Raw genomic sequence first — 16692 nt, forward strand, 5'->3', positions numbered from 1 at the left:
CCAAATTGCAATTCGTGATAATATAGAAGGCATAACAATTAAATCATTAATCGTATGACCACTAGGGGTGTCCTTCATAAGGGCTGAGATAAAAGTGAGACTTTTAGACCCTCATAACTTGAACAGGTTCAGACCTGCGTAGGGAAGTGGAGCGGTATTTTTTTGGGGTTCCTTTTATCCATTTAAATTCCAAACCACTTTTCCGATGCGGGAAAGTGGTTTTTTTATTTTATCAGGGGGGGAAGACATGATGACATTTTCTGAAGAATGCAGACTGGCGGCTGCCGAATGGTGGGAGGGAAGTTTTGTTCATCCGTTTGTAACGGGAATCGGTGACGGAAGCCTGCCGATAGACCGTTTCAGCTATTACGTGCTGCAAGATTCCTACTATTTGACGCATTTTGCAAAAGTTCAGGCGTTCGGCGCCGCATATGCCGAAGACTTGTTTACGACGGGCAGGATGGCGGGCCACGCTCAAGGGACATATGAAGCGGAAATGGCGCTGCACCGCGAGTTTACGGAGCTTTTAGGGATTACGGAAGAAGAGCGTGCGGCATTTAAACCGGCACCGACCGCCTATTCTTATACGTCTCATATGTACAGATCGGTGATGAGCGGCAATTTTGGAGAAATATTAGCTGCGCTTCTGCCCTGTTATTGGCTTTATTATGAAGTCGGCGAACACTTAAAAGAGTGCAAACCGGAGCATCCGATTTATGAAAAATGGATCGGTACATACGGCGGAGACTGGTTCAGACAGCAAGTCGAAGAACAGATCAGCCGTTTTGACGAGATTGCTGAAAACAGCACAGAGGACATCCGCGCGAAAATGAAAGAGAATTTTGTGATTTCAAGCTATTATGAATATCAATTTTGGGGAATGGCCTATCAAAAAGAAGGCTGGTCCGAGAAGGGCGGAAAAGAGGTGGAATCTTTTGGAGCTGCACGCGGTAACTGATAATCGCAAACCCGTTGCCGAGCTTGCCGAGGATATTCTTTCGATTCAGCGCGAAGTAAGCTTTATCCATATCCGTGAGCGGGATAAAACAGCGGGAGAGATCATGCAGCTTTTGTCCCTTTTGAAAAAGGGCGGTGCGGATAAGGACAAATTGATTATCAATGACAGGGCGGATATCGCGCTTTTTGCCAACATACACCGTGTTCAGCTTCCGTCCCGCAGCTTTTCCGTAAAGCAGGTGCGAAGCAGATTTCCCCATCTTCATATCGGACGTTCGGTTCATTCGCTGAAAGAAGCCATCCAAGCTGAAAAGGAAGATGCGGATTATGTGGTGTTCGGCCATGTATTTGAAACCGAATGTAAACAAGGACTTGAAGCAAGAGGCATCAGCCTGCTTTCAGAGATCAAACGCACGCTTTCCATCCCCGTCATCGCAATCGGCGGAATGACAATGCAGACGATCGGACACACAAAGCAGGCGAAACCGGACGGAATTGCCGTCATGTCAGGTATTTTCTCAGCTGAAAATCCTGAGGAGGCGGCAAAACGGTATGCACGCGCGGTAAGGGAGGCCGATTATGAAGAAGCACTATGATACAGCGGTGATCGGCGGCGGAATTATCGGGTGCGCCATTTCTTATGAGCTGGCGAAGACGCAGCAGAACGTTGTCTTGTTTGAAGCCGGAGAAGTCGGCCGAAAAACGACAAGCGCTGCCGCGGGAATGCTGGGCGCTCATGCGGAATGTGAAAACCGGGATGCGTTTTTTGATTTTGCCATGCACAGTCAAAGGCTGTATGAAGCGGCGGGGCAAGAGCTTGAGGAAGCTTGCGGCATTGACATCAGGCGCCATAACGGCGGAATGCTTAAACTGGCGTATACCGAAGAAGATATCGCCCGTCTACGGAAGATGGATGATCTGCCTTCCGTCACCTGGCTTTCAGCGGAAGATGCCCTTGAAAAAGAGCCTTACGCTTCAGAAGACATTCTCGGCGCAAGTTTTATAAAAGACGATGTCCATGTCGAACCGTACTATGTCTGCAAAGCGTATGCAAAAGGAGCGCGGCGCTATGGCGCTGACATATATGAGCATACACAAGTCACCTCCGTAAAACGGGTGAACGGAGAATATTGCATCACAACGTCCGGCGGGGATGTCTATGCTGACAAAGTCGCAGTTGCAAGCGGTGTATGGAGCGGCCGGTTTTTCAGCCAGCTCGGCTTGGGACAGCCTTTTTTTCCTGTGAAGGGAGAATGCCTTTCCGTGTGGAATGACGATACCCCGCTGACCAAAACCCTTTACCATGATCATTGTTATGTCGTCCCGAGAAAAAGCGGCCGGCTTGTCATCGGCGCCACGATGAAACAGGGCGACTGGAGCGATACGCCTGACATCGGAGGAATTGAGGCCGTCATTGCAAAAGCGAAAACCATGCTTCCCGCCATCGAACATATGAAAATAGACCGGTTTTGGGCGGGTCTCAGGCCGGGAACAAGAGACGGAAAGCCGTTTATCGGGCGGCATCCTGAAGACAGCGGCATCATCTTCGCCGCCGGCCATTTTCGGAACGGCATCCTATTGGCGCCGGCAACGGCTGAAATGGTGCGGGATATAATCTTGGGGCAACAAGTCAAACAGGAATGGGAAGAAGCGTTTCGAATTGATCGCAAGGAGGCTGTTCATATATGATCCTTCAGCTGAACGGAAAACAAATTGATTGGAATCGAAATGAGGGGACGGTTCAGGATTTGCTTGAATCGTACCAGCTTGATCAAAGAATCGTAGTTGTGGAGAGAAATAAAGAAATCATTGAAAAAAAGAATTATGAAAATACAAGTTTGTGTGACCGCGATGTCATAGAAATTGTCCATTTTGTAGGAGGCGGATGAGGATGTTAACAATAGGCGGAAAACAGTTTCAGTCAAGATTGCTGTTAGGAACGGGAAAATATCCGAGTTTTGAGATTCAGAAAGAGGCGGTGGCTGTCTCGGAATCAGATATTTTAACCTTTGCGGTGCGGCGGATGAACATCTTTGAAGAGTCTCAGCCTAACTTTCTCGAACAGCTTGATTTGTCTAAATACACGCTTCTGCCGAATACGGCCGGTGCCGCAACGGCTGAAGAGGCGGTCCGAATCGCAAGGCTTGCCAAAGCTTCAGGGCTTTGTGACATGATAAAAGTAGAAGTCATCGGATGCAGCCGGTCACTTTTGCCTGATCCGGTTGAAACGCTGAAAGCATCAGAACAGCTGCTCGAAGAGGGATTTATCGTGCTTCCGTATACGTCAGACGATGTCGTGCTCGCAAGACGTCTTGAGGAGCTCGGAGTGCATGCCATTATGCCGGGCGCTTCCCCGATCGGTTCCGGTCAGGGAATTTTAAATCCGCTGAATCTATCCTTTATCATTGAACAGGCGAAGGTGCCGGTTATTGTCGATGCCGGCGTCGGATCTTCAAAAGACGCCGCCTACGCGATGGAGCTCGGGGCTGACGGCGTGCTGTTAAATACCGCTGTGTCAGGCGCTGATGATCCGGTCAAGATGGCCCGGGCGATGAAGCTTGCCGTAGAAGCGGGCCGCCTTTCTTATGAAGCCGGGAGAATTCCGGTGAAAGATTACGGAACTGCAAGCAGTCCGCGAGACGGTCTTCCGGTATGACGGACAGATATTCCAGACAGGAGCTGTTTCAGCCGATCGGTCCCTCCGGCCAAGAGAAGCTCCGGTCGTCTCATGCCGTGATTATCGGCGCGGGTGCGCTTGGGACGGCAAGTGCGGAGATGCTTGTCAGAGCAGGAGTCGGGAAGGTAACGATCGCTGACAGAGATTATGTGGAGTGGAGTAATCTCCAGCGCCAGCAGCTTTATACCGAAGACGATGTCAGACAGGAAATGCCGAAAGCCGCGGCGGCTGAAAAACGGCTTCGATCTATTAATAGTGATGTAGAAGTCGAGGGATTTGTCATGGATGTCACTGCGGAAAACGCACCCGGATTGATTCGTGACGCCTCCCTCATCGTGGATGCCGCCGACAACTTTGAAACGAGGCTGATTGTGAATGATGCGGCTGTGCAGAAAGGGATTCCCTTTCTGTACGGCGCCTGTGTCGGCAGCTACGGGCTCTCTTTTACCGTCATTCCCGGTGTCACGCCGTGCCTTCACTGTCTGCTTGAGACATTGCCTCTAGGCGGTATGACATGCGATACGGCAGGAATCATCATCCCGGCTGCATTGCAGACGGCCGTTTTTCAGGCAGCAGATGCGCTGAAGCTGTTAACGGGCGGATCTATCGAGCATGTTCTCCGTTCCTTTGATTTATGGAAAAATGAACGGTCAGAAATAAACGTCGCCCGTCTTAAGTCGGCTGATTGCCCAAGCTGCGGCACAAACGATTATCCGTTTTTATCCTATGAAAATCAGACAAAAGCGGCGGTTCTGTGCGGGCGAAACACGGTGCAGATCAGAACGGGGATCTCCGAACAGTTTGATCTGCAAAAACTTGCGGGACAGCTCAGACGGACAGGGCTTGATGTTTCAGCCAACCCGTATTTAATTTCGTTTTGCACAGACAAGTTCAAGATGGTTCTGTTTCGTGACGGCAGAGCATTAATACACGGCACAAGTGATATCAGCAGAGCGAAATCCTTTTATCATAAATGGATCGGATAATGCGAAAGGAGAGAAAAACATCATGAGCATATGCAAAGCATTGACGATTGCCGGATCAGATTCAGGAGGCGGCGCCGGTATACAGGCGGATCTCAAAACCTTTCAGGAGCTCGGCGTTTTCGGGATGTCAGCCATTACAGCGGTAACCGCCCAGAACACTTTGGGCGTTCACGGCATTTATCCGCTCACCCGGGAAGCGCTGGGCAGCCAGATTGACGCGGTGGCGGAAGATTTGCGGCCTGACGCTGTAAAAACGGGAATGCTGTGGAGCGCGGAAATGATTGCGGAAATTGCGGAAAAAACGGATCAGTACGGGCTTGATCATGTCATCACCGACCCCGTCATGATTGCCAAAGGAGGCGCTTCCCTGCTGCGTGAGGAATCTCAGGCCGCGTTAAAAGAGCTGTTAATTCCGCGCAGCTATGCGGTGACGCCGAATGTTCCGGAAGCTGAGGTATTGACGGGAATGGAAATCCGAACGTTTGAGGACCGGAAAAAAGCGGCCGAATGCCTTTGCAAGCTTGGTGCAAAGCATGTCATCATAAAAGGCGGACACCAGCCTGAACAGGGGAGAATCGTTGATTTATTATTTGACGGTTCGTCTTTTACCCAAATCAGCCACGCTTATATTGACACCAAACACACCCACGGAACAGGCTGCACGTTCGCAGCCGCGCTGACGGCGGAAACGGCAAAGGGGAAAAACATTCAGACTGCGTTTGAGACAGCCGTCAATTTTGTGCGGGAAGCCGTGGAACATACGCTCGGCATCGGAGAGGGACACGGCCCGACCAATCATTTTGCCTTTAAAAGGAACAGTCTGCAGACGAGATAAAAAAGAGACCGCTTCAACATCCGCGGTCTTTTTCCCATGCTTTCAATCTGGACAAGGTTATGATATGATAAAAATTAAGATCAGGTACTAAAACTATGTCTTTAAGACGATTACAGGAGGCTTTATACATATGAATTTCTCACTTGAAGGCCGCAACATCGTTGTGATGGGCGTTGCCAATAAACGCAGTATCGCATGGGGGATCGCCCGTTCGCTGCATGAAGCCGGAGCGCGCCTCATTTTCACTTACGCGGGAGAGCGCTTGGAAAAATCAGTTCATGACCTTGCGGCTACATTAGAAAGAAATGATTCCATCATCCTTCCGTGTGATGTGACAAATGACGCTGAGATCGAAACTTGCTTTGCGAGCATTAAAGAGCAGGTCGGCGTGATTCACGGCATCGCGCACTGCATCGCGTTCGCAAACAAAGAAGAGCTTGTCGGCGAATATTTAAATACGAACCGCGAAGGATTCCTGCTTGCGCATAACATCAGTTCTTACTCTCTGACAGCGGTCGCAAAAGCGGCGCGTCCGATTATGACTGAAGGCGGAAGCATCGTTACACTCACTTACCTCGGCGGAGAGCGCGTCGTTTCAAACTATAACGTAATGGGTGTGGCAAAAGCGTCTCTTGATGCGAGCGTCAGATATTTAGCCGCTGACTTAGGAAAAGAAAACATCCGCGTCAACAGCATTTCAGCAGGACCGATCCGTACGCTGTCTGCAAAAGGAATCAGTGATTTCAACTCTATCCTGAAAGAAATTGAAGAGCGCGCGCCGCTGCGCCGCACGACAACACCTGAAGAAGTGGGCGACACGGCTGCATTCTTGTTCAGTGACCTGTCAAGAGGCATCACGGGCGAAAATCTTCACGTTGATTCAGGATTCCATATTACCGCTCGTTAAATAACAAGCAGTCCCTTTCAGGGATTGCTTTTTTCTTTCTTCTGATTTTAATCATTCCGTCATATAAATAAAACATGACAGAATCGGAGGGATGAAGATGTCAAAACAAAACAGAAACGCGGAAAAAAAACCGCTCATGTATATTGTTCAGGCGGATTATTCAGACACGCAATCATCAATGCAGGACATATTAATCAAAAAAAGGAAAGCGCCTCAGCCGCCGGAAGAAGAGCCGATGCATGAAAAGCGGGAGGAAGAATGTAAAACTCAGCCTGAAGGAGCAGTGGCTGTCGAACCAGAAAAGCAAGTGCCTGAACAGCACAGCCGCACAGAAGAAGCCGTTCAAGAAGTTCCGGCGCAAGCGGAGCAGGACACTGCCAAGCCTGACGCCGCTAAAAAAGAGCCTGATACCGCTGAAAAAGAGCCTGAAGCGGTTCACAATGCCGCCCCAGAGGAAAAGGTTCCGCCAAAGCGCGTGAAAAAGCCGATGAGCAGAATGTCCATTCTTGAAAAAATTGATTTCTTAACGAAGCTGCCGCATAATATGCCGCGGACCCTTTGTCTGATAGAAGCCAACGGGAAAACCTACAGAGGCGTAATCGTCGGCAGAAAAAATAATGCGATCTTCCTGCGGACGACAAGCAACGGAGCGCCGGCAGAACTCGCAATAGACGATATTACCTCGCTGCATCCGCTTGGATTTTAACCATACAAAAAGCTGCCTGAATTCTTAATCCGGCAGCTTATTTTTATGCTTTTGATTTAAGAATGTGTGCGGTTGATCAGTCTCGGGTTCAGGCAATTGATGGCGCAGAAGCTATGGAGATCGACTTCAACGCAATAGTTCGTTTTTTCTAAACGGAATACATCGCAGAGAGTGTCTTTATCTGTAAAATCAAGAATGTGCTTATGCTCGTCAAAAGCAATAAGCAGGCTTAATGTGGCACAGCCGTCACAGACCCTTTCAACTCTGAAAAAAACGGTGTTAAAACACGGACCGTTATCCAGCTCGCCGACATTTCCGAATGCGGTAAACGGTGATGATTTAGAAGTGAAAAGCACAAACGGCACTGTATCGCCTAATGAAAAACCCGGCGATAAAAGGTTGGAATAGCATCCGGCCGGGCAATCTTCCTCAACCGCATTTTGCAGGTCTTCAATATTTTCTACCGCTTCACGCACACAGTATGTTGTATGCTTGCTCATAATATCCCTCCTGACTTCACGTTTTATATACCGGATTAAACGATATCGGAGAGTCAGCCGCCCGGAAGTCCGGGCGGGCTGATGATTGCATCTGTAATAGAAGGTTGGAAGGGGATTCTTCTTTAGGAAAGATGCGAATCAATGACTATCCGTGATGCTTTTTCTCTTTGTGCGGCGCAGGCCGGTCAACAAGCTCCGGTGAAAGGCATTGAATGGCGCTGAAGCAGCTCAGATCAACTTCAATGCAAAAATCTGTTTTTTCTAAACCGAAGAAATCCGGGTCACAAGGATGGCAGACGCTGAGGGTGTCGCCGTGCACATCTACGGGGCGCAATACTGAAAGCGTTGCGCAGCAATCACAAACTCTTTCTGCCCGGAAGAAAATAGACTCGAAGCACTGGCTGTCATCCGCAAATCCTCCGACGTTCCCGAATGTGGAGAACAAACCGCCTTTTTTATCAAACAAGAGAAACGGGATGGTATCTTTACCGGTAACCGTCGGGCTTAACAGATTGGTATAGCATCCAGTCGGGCATTGTTCTTCAACAGCCTCTTGTTCTGCTAAAATCTTCTCGACTGCATCGCATACACAACTTTCATCTCGGCCATGGTGTTTTCCGCAGCTCATGGATTTCAGCTCCTTCTTTTAGGGTATTTGACTTTTGTCTTTAACAACATATGTACGCGAGCCTCACTTGGTGTGGGTGAACGTCTATATATTCATCATATGCGGAGAAAATAAGAAAAAGCAGAGCATTTTTAGCTCTGCTTTTTCTTTTTAGAGGATCAGGGTGATGACTAAGATGGCAACCAGTGTATTTGTCGCTGTTGAGATCAACACTGCGATATCGGCATCTACTGTTGTCACGTTTACGCCGCGGGAGTTTTCGATGAGCAGTTTTTGACGGTTGATTTGTTTGTTAGCTGTTAGCTGCAATAAGTCTTGTGCGACCAATTCAGCGATGACTCCGTCAGCGATTGAAGTGAGAGTGGCTGTTACGACTGCTGCATTAAGAGCTGTCATGACTGAAGCGACTGCTTGAACGTCTGTTGACGTTACGTTAATATCACAAGAGTCTCTGATAATAATCGCTTCTTCAGAAACTTGTTTGTTGAGATTCGCTTGAGCCAGGTCCTGGTCGATGAAGGCATTATCTTCGCCGAATCCGTTTCCGTTACAGCAAACACTGCATCTTCTGCCTTCTTTTTCTTCTTTTTCTTCTCGCGGATGTTCGCATTCAGGATCAAGTGCAACCCAAGAGTATGGTCTGCTTTCCATATCTATTCCTCCTTTTCTTTTACTAATATTAAATGAGCCGGCCCCTTACTTTGACTCAGGCATCTATCCTGATAAAAATCACTATTTTTTAGTTATTGACCGGGATTTTGGCGTCTTTGCCGGAGCTGTTCGATTAATTGTTCTCTGCGGGTTTGCGGATTTGTCTGCTGTTCTTGCGCTTTTTCCTGCTCTTTTTTCTGTTTCTGGCTTTCAAGAAAAGCTTCTGATTTCGCCTGCATGTCTTTGACTAATGCGATCAGCATTTCTTTTTCTTCATCAGGGATATCCCGCATTTTATCCTTTGTCACGCCGTGTTTTTTGAAGACATTGCTGACAAGCACTTTTAAAAGCGGATCCACTTCTGGTAGACTTTCGAGTTCTTTTTTTAATTTTTCGTTATCTGCCATTTGTTCTCACCTCTATTTAAATATTTGAAAAGAAAGGTTAAAGGATGTCTAGTTCAGCAAAAAGTATATTTAATAATTGAAATAAAGTTTGTACAAAGGCCATGATATCGTCTGCTGTCAGTGTGATTTTGACATTGCGGCTGTTAATGACTTGAATGAGGGTTCGCTTTTTTATTTGGCAATCATCGAGGATCAGCAGTTCGGTTGCCATTTGGTCGGCTGTGTCTTCATCTGCGATCGCGAGCTGTGTCGCAAGGATAATCGCCGCAGTAACTGAAGCTTGTATTGAAAGAGCGGCCGTTATAAGTGTTGTATCTATTGTGACATTTTCGCAATCAATCACTTCGATCTTCTGCTCGAATTCGTTGGATAATTGTTCGAATATTTGCGGCTGCAGTGTTTCGACTTTTTCTTCAAACGACATAACCTTCACTCCTTTCTCATTCATACTTTATATAATGCAAATGAAACGCCGAGCGGAATAAGAAAAACAACTAAATCGCACCTATTTTTTTATCGGACAAGGTGCGATTCATGAAGATCAGGGTTTTCGCATATGTATAAAGAGGTCAAGTTTTGAAAAGGAGTGAACAGGTGGTTATCAATTGGCTTTCATTTATTCTGTTATCGTTTGCCGTTTTCCGGCTGGCCAGGCTTTTCGTATTTGACACCATTATGGCGCCGCTTCGGAGCCTTTTTCACGAGGAAAAAACAGAAACCGCACCAGACGGCACGACAGAAACCTACATTGTCATAAAAGGAAAAGGCATCAGGGCATTTATCGGTGAACTTCTCAGCTGCTACTGGTGTACGGGCGTGTGGTGCGCCGCCTTTTTAATTGCGGCCCAGATTGTGGTACCCGAGGCTGCGCAATGGCTGATTTTGCTGTTAGCCATCGCCGGCGCGGCCGGGATCATTGAAGCTGCGGTTTCTCGTCTTCTGCAGGAATAAGGCGGTTCCACCAGCAACTTACCGTCACTTTCGGCATAAACTGGCATATATGACATAAGGAAAGGAAGGATCACCATGAATCAATCAAGCAAACCTTCCCAACATTCTCCATACAAGTCAACTGTGCATCAGCCTTACGAAAAAAAAATTAAGAAAAAAGGCTGCGGCTGCGGCCAAAAGAAAAAACCGAAATAGCCGTTTTCTAAAAAACCGGAACTTCCGGTTTTTTTTGTTTTTTGCCGAACGCCGGCCTCTGTTCGGCATAGATCATAGAAGGAGGGGATGTTATGAATATATTTGAATCATTCATAAACGGTAAATACCGCCGGCACAATCAAAACCAGCGGGAGCATGACAAATATATCTTATCTATTGAAAAACAGCTGTCTGAGTTTGATGAAGCAGGATCGCGCTTTGAGGAATGGATAGATGTGTTTGCCGCCGAAACAGAAGCAAAACTGAAGAAAAATGAGCATTCTCACTAAAATGAATGAAATCCGCACCGGCCCTATGCATTTATCCAAGCCAAACAAGTCGGCTCACATAGAGTATAGAGAGTAAAGGAGGTGCTTAGATATGGGATTCGGATATGGCGGATTCGGCGGCGGCTACGGCGGTTATGGCGGCTGCGGCGGATACGGAGGCGGCTATGTCGGAGGCGGATACGGCTCAACATTTGTTCTTGTTGTCGTATTGTTCATCCTTCTGATCATTGTCGGTGCATCCTTTTTTGGCTAAACCTTAGCAAGACCTTGGATAAGCGCGGGACCGTTCAGTCCCGTGCTTCCCTGATGTATGAAGGAGTATAGAGACGGGGCACTCGGAATTTTTTCCTTGTCTTACGGGCACATGTTCCGCTCTTTATTCATACAATATCGTATTACTCCACAAAAGGAGGCACACCATGGATAATCAATTTTTCAAAAATATTGAGAAGAAAACAGGCGTCAGCATGAAGGATGTCATGAACCTTGCAGGATCATTGCAAAATGCCAATTTCAAAGATGAAAACACGGTGAGAGGCGTCATTCAGAAGGTGTCCCAGCTGGCTAACAAGCGTGTTCCGAAAGAATTGGAAGACAAAATCGTTCAATCTATTACAAGCGGTAAAGAGAAACTTGATTTTGGCACCATTTCTAAAATGCTGAACAATAAATAGGCATCAGCCGGCCTTGCTAAAAAGGCCTTTTTATGTGAGAAGAACCCGGCAGCGATCTGCCGGGTTCTTTATATCCTGAGTGCGCTCCGTCTGTCCGTCCGAAGAAGGGGCTCGAGAAATCTTGAGCTGCGCGCTGTTTTTCCCCGCCTGTACGCGGGACAAGATACATATAAATGCTGCATGGCCCTTGTCATTGCGACATACAGAAGCCGTCTTTCTTCTTCGAGCGGAGCGGGATCGCCCTGTCTCGCCGTCTCAAGCGCGAAGTCATGGGGGATCGAGCCGTCAGCCGCGCCTAAAATATAGACCGTATTGAATTCAAGACCTTTAGAGCGGTGAATGGTCAGCAGTTCGACGCCGTTTTCATCGGTTTTCAGATTCTCAGCGGCGCGCATATGATCGACATGCGCAAGAAAATCGGGAATGGTTTTGAATTTTTTGGCGGCCACTTTGACATCCCTGAGATCATCAGAGCCTTTTTCCAGTTTGTTCCCCTCATTGCCCCGTTTTTTTAAATACTCGGAAAAACCCATTTTGCTTTCTGCAAAGGTGATGGCTTCAACCGGCTTCATTGTCCGGATGCTTGCGAAAAACGGAACGATCTGCTTGATCTTCCCTATTTGAAAAGGCTTCAGGTCAGGCAGTTTCGTCAGTGCCTTAACCATCGTGCAATCTTCCGTGATTGACAGCGCCTTTAACGTTTGCAGGGCGGATTGCTTTAAAAATAAGGCGGGCAGCAGGTCTTTCACCGCATCCGGATCATCTTCATTCTGACTCGCATATAAGTAGGCGAGGATCTGGCGTACGATTCTGCGGCTGTAGAACGTCTGCACACCCCTGTCGGCATGATAAGGAATCGATGATTGGTGCAGTCTTTCATAAATGGCCCGTCCGGCGCTGTTTGTCCGGTAAAGCACGGCAAAATCGTCAGGACTCGCCCCGTTTTGAATTTTCTCTTTCATATCCGAAACGATCATGGTCGCTTCTTCTTCTTCATCGTAAGGATAAAACAGCACGGGATTGTGAACGCCGTCTTTGACGGCAGAAAGTGTTTTTTCATACCGTTTTTTATTTTTCTTTACGACGGCATGAGCGCTTGAGACGATCGGATGCGGCGATCGGTAATTTGCCGTTAAATAAATGGTCTTTGCTGCCGGATAATCCTTTTGAAAATCTAAAATGAAAGACGGGCTGCTGCCGCGGAATGCATAAATGGATTGGTCGTCATCACCCACGCAGCACAGGTTATTCTCAGGGCTTGCGATCATTTGCATAATGTTGTACTGGACAGGATTGATATCTTGAAACTCATCAATCAAAATATGAGAAAATCTGTTTTGGTACTGTGCGAGAATATCAGGCCGGCTTTGAAACAGTTCATAACAGCCTTGGGCCATGTCATCAAAATCAAATTGCCGTTTTTCCCGCTTTTGCCGTTCGTAATGTTCGTAGAGCCTGTACACTTTTTTCTCCCAGTCGTCCGCAAGCGGAATGGTCTCATGGGGGAGATACGTGTTTTTCCAGCAGCCGATAAGCTGAAGCGCCTGGTCGACGGGAAACTCTTTTTCATCCAAATTTTCTTCATAGAGCGCCTTTTTCACATATTGCTCTTTTTGCCACTCCATTTTTAAAAGCTGGCTGCCGTTCCATTTTGAAGAATCATAATGATAGAGTATTTTATAGAAAAAGCTGTGGAATGTTCCGGTCACGAGACGGGAGACTTTTCCGGCTGCCAGACCGTACTCATTTGCCATTCGCTCTTTCATTTCGGCGACGGCTTTTGTCGTAAAGGTCACAAGCAGCATATTCTCAGGTGAAATGCCGAGGTGTTCAATCATATGGGCGGCGCGTGCTGTCAGCACCCTTGTTTTTCCGCTTCCCGCTCCGGCAAGCACTAACAAAGGCCCGTCCGTTTCAGTAACTGCCTTCATCTGTTCACGGTTCAGGCCGATGCCGGGGAACAAAGATATGTCAGCCGCCTCGGATGTTGGTGAAAACGGTTCGGCCGCAGGCACTTTTTTCGGGCTTTTCCATTCTGAGACGATCGGTTTCTGATTCTCTGAAATCGCTTTTCCTTTCGGCAGGCGGAACATGCCGGCTTCCTTATACTCTTCTTTTTCTTTCTCCGCTTGCGGTTCCTCGGCCGCGCATGCTTTTTCACAGGCGGTGAAGTCTCCCTTTTGCCGGTGATAAAATGCCGGCTGCTCTAAAATCGAAAGCCGCATCAAGACGGGCTGCTCACAATGTGCGCAAAAAATATTTCCTTTCTGAGCTTCTTCAAAAAGGAATTGGTAATGTTCTCTAGAATATTTATGTAAATGTATCGTTCGGTTATTCAGTCGGGCGCATTTCAAAAAGGGGTCCTCCCATTAAAAGGTGTTCATCCATTTGATAGACAAAGAATATCATAACAAAAGAACAGCGTTTCAAAAAGTAAGATTAAGGGAAATGAAAAGCGAAGGGGAGGGGTACATATGATTTATGCAGGACGGATTCAAAACCAGCAGTATTCTCAATACGCAAACCGGGCAGCGGGTTATAAGCCTGATTACGCCGGCATTACGAAAGCAGCCGCCCTCGCCAATGACAGGGTGTACAGAGAGGTGGAACGCCGCCAGGAAAACACCGCAGCCGCAGAAAAGAAAGTACTTGAGGAAAAACGTAAGCGCTCTCTTTCCCGTCTGCCGCAAATCATGGGAAAAGGCCGGTTAATAAATCAATACGTGTGAAAAAGCCCGGATATATCCGGGTTTTTTTGAGTCGTATATTATGAAAGATACGGAAAGGAATGATTCAATTTGAGAAAGCTTTCATTATTAATTGCGGGGTTATTTCTATTCGGCCTCTTTACTGCCGGAATGAAACCGGCACACGCGGCGGATGGCTCCGCAGCAAAAGATGTCACTCTCACACAGCTGGCGCCGCATGTCTGGATGCATACAAGCACCGGTACGGCAGACGGAAGTCCCGTCCCTGCGAACGGATTGCTTCTTGAGACTTCCAAAGGAATCGTACTGATTGATACTCCGTGGAATGACAGTCTCACAGAGCAATTAATGACACAAATAAAAAAGCGGTTTCCCGGCAAAAGGATGACCGATGCCATTGTGACACACGCCCATGATGATCGTATCGGCGGTCTGAACACCCTGTACAAATACGGTGTAAAGGTGCACAGCACGAAACTGACCGCCGACTTCGCCCGACAGCAGGGATATGACCGGCCGCTCGGAGATTTGAAAAACGTGACAAAGCTGCAGTTTGGCGATATGAAAATTGAAACGTTTTATCCGGGAAAAGGGCATACGGAAGACAATATGACCGTCTGGCTGCCTGAGGATAAGCTCTTATTCGGCGGATGCTTAATCAAGGCTTTAGAAACAAAGGAAATCGTGCCTACTCCGGGCTTTTATCCGGATCAGTGGCCGCGCGCCGTCCGCAAAGTCATGAAAAGATATCAGGACATCAGCATTGTCGTCCCGGGCCATGGCAGTCCGGGGGATGACCGTCTGCTGCCGCATACGATAAGCCTTCTGAAAGAAACGTAATAAAGAAGACCGGCGCTCCCATTACGGAGTGCCGGCTTTTTTTATTTCTTCCTGATTTTCATAAAACTGAGGAAAGCAAGTGCAAGCGCCAAAACGATATATCCCGCTATCGGCCAAATATGCTGATGAAATGAAGAATAATCTCCGGATATGACTTCCTGGGCCAGCTCGATCGAGTGAATAAACGGTAAGACATAAGCGATATGTTTGAATGTGTCACCGAGCAGGCTCACCTCCATCCAAGCCCCGCCCAGAAATTGCACGAGTGTAATATAAATCGTTCCGATACCTGAAATTTGTTTGTCCGTAAACACAGCCCCTAAACATAAACCGAAGAAAACGGACATCATCGCAATCGGCAGCAAGACAGCGATACCTGCGAGAAGATTCATCCACTCGGCGGATAAACCGGCAGCCGCTGCTGCGATAAAACAAATGACGATTTGTAAAATGGCTAACGGCAGCATCGGCAGTGCATAACCGATGACATAATCGGCTGTTTTTAAAGGGGAAGCAAACAAACGGGTCAAAAGGGCGGTCTGTTTGTCTTTTGCGATCAGCAATGCAGAGAACATCGTAAGGAAAGCGAAACCGAAAACAATGAGTCCGGGTGCTAAGTGCTGAATTTTAAAGGTATCAAGCGGCGCATTTTTTTCAATCGCCGTAAACAGAAACAATAGAATAACAGGCAGTGCGATTCCAAGGATAATAGACAGGGGGTCACGAAAAATTTCTTTGCGGTTGCGAATGGCGAAATCAAGCATAAAGACCCGCCTCCCCGTCACAAATCGCTAAAAAGGCATCTTCAAATGTGGCTGAATGAGTTTGCATTTTCAGAGCCTCCGCCGTGCCCAGTGCTTTTAAAGTCCCATTTTCTAAAATGCAAATACGATCTGCCAGGGCTTCAGCCTCTTCTAAATAGTGTGTCGTTAATATAATCGTCATGTCTCCCTTTAATGCCTCAAGATTTTTCCACAACTCGCGGCGTGAACGGACGTCCAGCCCTAATGTCGGCTCATCTAAGAAATAAATATCCGGCTTGGTGATCATTCCCATTGCGATGCTGAGGCGGCGCTGCATTCCTCCTGATAATGTTTTTGTTTTTGCTCTTTCTTTCTCTTTTAATTGAAACAATTCGAGCATCTCATCTGTTCTTTTTTTTGCTTCTTTTTTCGGAATTCCGTAGACTCCGGCTATAAACTCTAAGTTTTCCCGTACGGTTAGATGAGGAGCGATGGCTGTTTCCTGCGGGGACATATTCAATTTCGGTTTTATTTTATCCAAATCAGTCAAAATACTGTGTCCAAGCACTGATGCATCACCGTCATCCGGAGAAAGAAGTCCGCAAAGCATACTGATTAATGTCGTTTTTCCGGCTCCGTTCTCACCGAGTAAAGCGAAAACTTCCCCTTTCTCAACTGAGAACTCAAGACGGTCAACGGCGGCGGTTTCTTTATAATGTTTCGTTAATTGCTTCAGCTCAATCGCGTGCATTTACTCATCCTCGCTATCTTCATCGATTTGCTTAGCGTTTAAAATATCTTTTGCAAATTCGAAAAAGAGTTCTTGTTTTACAAGTGCGATACCTTGCTGGTCATCCCCGAGCATAAGCAGTGAGTCCCCCGGATTTATATCGAAAACATCTCTTGCTTCTTTAGGAATGACAATCTGTCCTTTTGTACCCACTTTAACAGTCCCGAATATGTGTTTTCCTTTTGGTGCCGTCATGTTTATCCCTCCGAAATATGAATTGTATTTTTTGTATGAATTGTAATACTTC

Annotated in this window: 24 protein-coding genes and 1 riboswitch; of the genes, 15 read left to right on the forward strand and 9 right to left on the reverse strand. The window is 47.3% G+C overall.

The window, feature by feature from the left end; translation table 11 throughout:
- Positions 1-53: 53 nt before the first annotated feature.
- Positions 54-162: riboswitch (TPP riboswitch) on the forward strand.
- Between the two features lie 88 nt (positions 163-250).
- The 9 genes from tenA to G9F75_RS06810 all read left to right on the forward strand — a co-directional run bounded on the left by tenA (position 251) and on the right by G9F75_RS06810 (position 7068).
- On the forward strand, positions 251-958 hold the full coding sequence (tenA, locus tag G9F75_RS06770; protein WP_031304449.1) for a thiaminase II: 708 nt from the start codon (positions 251-253) through the stop codon (positions 956-958).
- On the forward strand, positions 936-1553 hold the full coding sequence (gene tenI / locus G9F75_RS06775) for a thiazole tautomerase TenI (protein ID WP_014721002.1): 618 nt from the start codon (positions 936-938) through the stop codon (positions 1551-1553). Before tenA ends, tenI begins: the two co-directional genes overlap by 23 nt.
- On the forward strand, positions 1537-2646 hold the full coding sequence (gene thiO, locus G9F75_RS06780; protein WP_167408982.1) for a glycine oxidase ThiO: 1110 nt from the start codon (positions 1537-1539) through the stop codon (positions 2644-2646). The genes tenI and thiO overlap by 17 nt, the downstream gene beginning before the upstream one ends.
- Positions 2643-2846, forward strand: coding sequence for a sulfur carrier protein ThiS (thiS, locus tag G9F75_RS06785; protein ID WP_007409096.1), 204 nt, complete (start codon positions 2643-2645; stop codon positions 2844-2846). Before thiO ends, thiS begins: the two co-directional genes overlap by 4 nt.
- Positions 2843-3613, forward strand: coding sequence for a thiazole synthase (thiG, locus tag G9F75_RS06790; RefSeq protein ID WP_007610655.1), 771 nt, complete (start codon positions 2843-2845; stop codon positions 3611-3613). Before thiS ends, thiG begins: the two co-directional genes overlap by 4 nt.
- Positions 3610-4620 (forward strand): thiazole biosynthesis adenylyltransferase ThiF, encoded by a 1011-nt coding sequence (gene thiF / locus G9F75_RS06795; RefSeq protein WP_103526992.1) that lies wholly within the window; start codon positions 3610-3612, stop codon positions 4618-4620. The genes thiG and thiF overlap by 4 nt, the downstream gene beginning before the upstream one ends.
- A 22-nt stretch (positions 4621-4642) precedes the next feature.
- Positions 4643-5455, forward strand: coding sequence for a bifunctional hydroxymethylpyrimidine kinase/phosphomethylpyrimidine kinase (thiD, locus tag G9F75_RS06800; RefSeq protein WP_014417432.1), 813 nt, complete (start codon positions 4643-4645; stop codon positions 5453-5455).
- A gap of 130 nt (positions 5456-5585) precedes the next feature.
- Positions 5586-6362 (forward strand): enoyl-ACP reductase FabI, encoded by a 777-nt coding sequence (gene fabI / locus G9F75_RS06805; RefSeq protein ID WP_003155001.1) that lies wholly within the window; start codon positions 5586-5588, stop codon positions 6360-6362.
- 97 nt (positions 6363-6459) lie between these two features.
- Positions 6460-7068, forward strand: coding sequence for a CotO family spore coat protein (locus G9F75_RS06810; protein ID WP_014417433.1), 609 nt, complete (start codon positions 6460-6462; stop codon positions 7066-7068).
- 56 nt (positions 7069-7124) lie between these two features.
- Here the strand turns inward: G9F75_RS06810 and cotZ are convergent, their stop codons facing one another.
- From cotZ to G9F75_RS06835, 5 genes are all read right to left on the reverse strand, one after another.
- Positions 7125-7568, reverse strand: coding sequence for a spore coat protein CotZ (gene cotZ, locus G9F75_RS06815; protein WP_128496574.1), 444 nt, complete (start codon positions 7566-7568; stop codon positions 7125-7127).
- 145 nt (positions 7569-7713) lie between these two features.
- A complete protein-coding gene (locus G9F75_RS06820; protein ID WP_029973132.1) occupies positions 7714-8196 on the reverse strand; it encodes a CotY/CotZ family spore coat protein in 483 nt (160 codons plus the stop codon).
- 150 nt (positions 8197-8346) lie between these two features.
- Positions 8347-8847, reverse strand: coding sequence for a spore coat protein CotX (cotX, locus tag G9F75_RS06825; RefSeq protein WP_014417434.1), 501 nt, complete (start codon positions 8845-8847; stop codon positions 8347-8349).
- Positions 8848-8939: 92 nt separating this feature from the next.
- Positions 8940-9254: a hypothetical protein gene (locus tag G9F75_RS06830; protein ID WP_014417435.1), complete on the reverse strand. Its 315-nt coding sequence runs from the start codon at positions 9252-9254 to the stop codon at positions 8940-8942.
- Positions 9255-9291: 37 nt separating this feature from the next.
- Complete coding sequence (locus G9F75_RS06835; RefSeq protein ID WP_022553545.1) at positions 9292-9678, reverse strand: spore coat protein; 387 nt, start codon at positions 9676-9678, stop codon at positions 9292-9294.
- 170 nt (positions 9679-9848) lie between these two features.
- Between G9F75_RS06835 and G9F75_RS06840 the strand changes: the two genes are divergently transcribed.
- The 4 genes from G9F75_RS06840 to spoVIF all read left to right on the forward strand — a co-directional run bounded on the left by G9F75_RS06840 (position 9849) and on the right by spoVIF (position 11364).
- Positions 9849-10205, forward strand: a complete 357-nt coding sequence (locus G9F75_RS06840) for a DUF1360 domain-containing protein (RefSeq protein WP_014417437.1) — start codon at positions 9849-9851, stop codon at positions 10203-10205.
- Positions 10206-10492: 287 nt separating this feature from the next.
- Positions 10493-10690, forward strand: a complete 198-nt coding sequence (locus G9F75_RS06845; protein ID WP_012117306.1) for a hypothetical protein — start codon at positions 10493-10495, stop codon at positions 10688-10690.
- 91 nt (positions 10691-10781) lie between these two features.
- Positions 10782-10943: a YjcZ family sporulation protein gene (locus G9F75_RS06850; protein ID WP_007610678.1), complete on the forward strand. Its 162-nt coding sequence runs from the start codon at positions 10782-10784 to the stop codon at positions 10941-10943.
- 166 nt (positions 10944-11109) lie between these two features.
- Complete coding sequence (spoVIF, locus tag G9F75_RS06855) at positions 11110-11364, forward strand: sporulation-specific transcription regulator SpoVIF (protein WP_003154986.1); 255 nt, start codon at positions 11110-11112, stop codon at positions 11362-11364.
- A gap of 68 nt (positions 11365-11432) precedes the next feature.
- Here the strand turns inward: spoVIF and G9F75_RS06860 are convergent, their stop codons facing one another.
- Positions 11433-13718, reverse strand: coding sequence for an ATP-dependent helicase (locus G9F75_RS06860; RefSeq protein ID WP_103526990.1), 2286 nt, complete (start codon positions 13716-13718; stop codon positions 11433-11435).
- A gap of 120 nt (positions 13719-13838) precedes the next feature.
- Between G9F75_RS06860 and G9F75_RS06865 the strand changes: the two genes are divergently transcribed.
- Positions 13839-14093, forward strand: a complete 255-nt coding sequence (locus tag G9F75_RS06865; RefSeq protein ID WP_014417440.1) for a hypothetical protein — start codon at positions 13839-13841, stop codon at positions 14091-14093.
- A 69-nt stretch (positions 14094-14162) separates the two neighbouring features.
- On the forward strand, positions 14163-14912 hold the full coding sequence (gene bla, locus G9F75_RS06870; protein WP_017417467.1) for a subclass B1 metallo-beta-lactamase: 750 nt from the start codon (positions 14163-14165) through the stop codon (positions 14910-14912).
- Between the two features lie 41 nt (positions 14913-14953).
- On the opposite strand, the gene G9F75_RS06875 is transcribed toward bla, so the two are convergent.
- The 3 genes from G9F75_RS06875 to G9F75_RS06885 are packed head-to-tail and all read right to left on the reverse strand — an operon-like array spanning position 14954 to position 16640.
- Positions 14954-15676, reverse strand: coding sequence for an ABC transporter permease (locus G9F75_RS06875; RefSeq protein WP_103526989.1), 723 nt, complete (start codon positions 15674-15676; stop codon positions 14954-14956).
- Positions 15669-16406, reverse strand: coding sequence for an ABC transporter ATP-binding protein (locus G9F75_RS06880; protein WP_014417443.1), 738 nt, complete (start codon positions 16404-16406; stop codon positions 15669-15671). Before G9F75_RS06880 ends, G9F75_RS06875 begins: the two co-directional genes overlap by 8 nt.
- Positions 16407-16640: an AbrB/MazE/SpoVT family DNA-binding domain-containing protein gene (locus G9F75_RS06885; protein ID WP_007409078.1), complete on the reverse strand. Its 234-nt coding sequence runs from the start codon at positions 16638-16640 to the stop codon at positions 16407-16409.
- Between the last annotated feature and the right edge of the window lie 52 nt (positions 16641-16692).

The organism is Bacillus sp. EKM208B (assembly GCF_011800725.1).
Classification (GTDB): domain Bacteria; phylum Bacillota; class Bacilli; order Bacillales; family Bacillaceae; genus Bacillus; species Bacillus velezensis.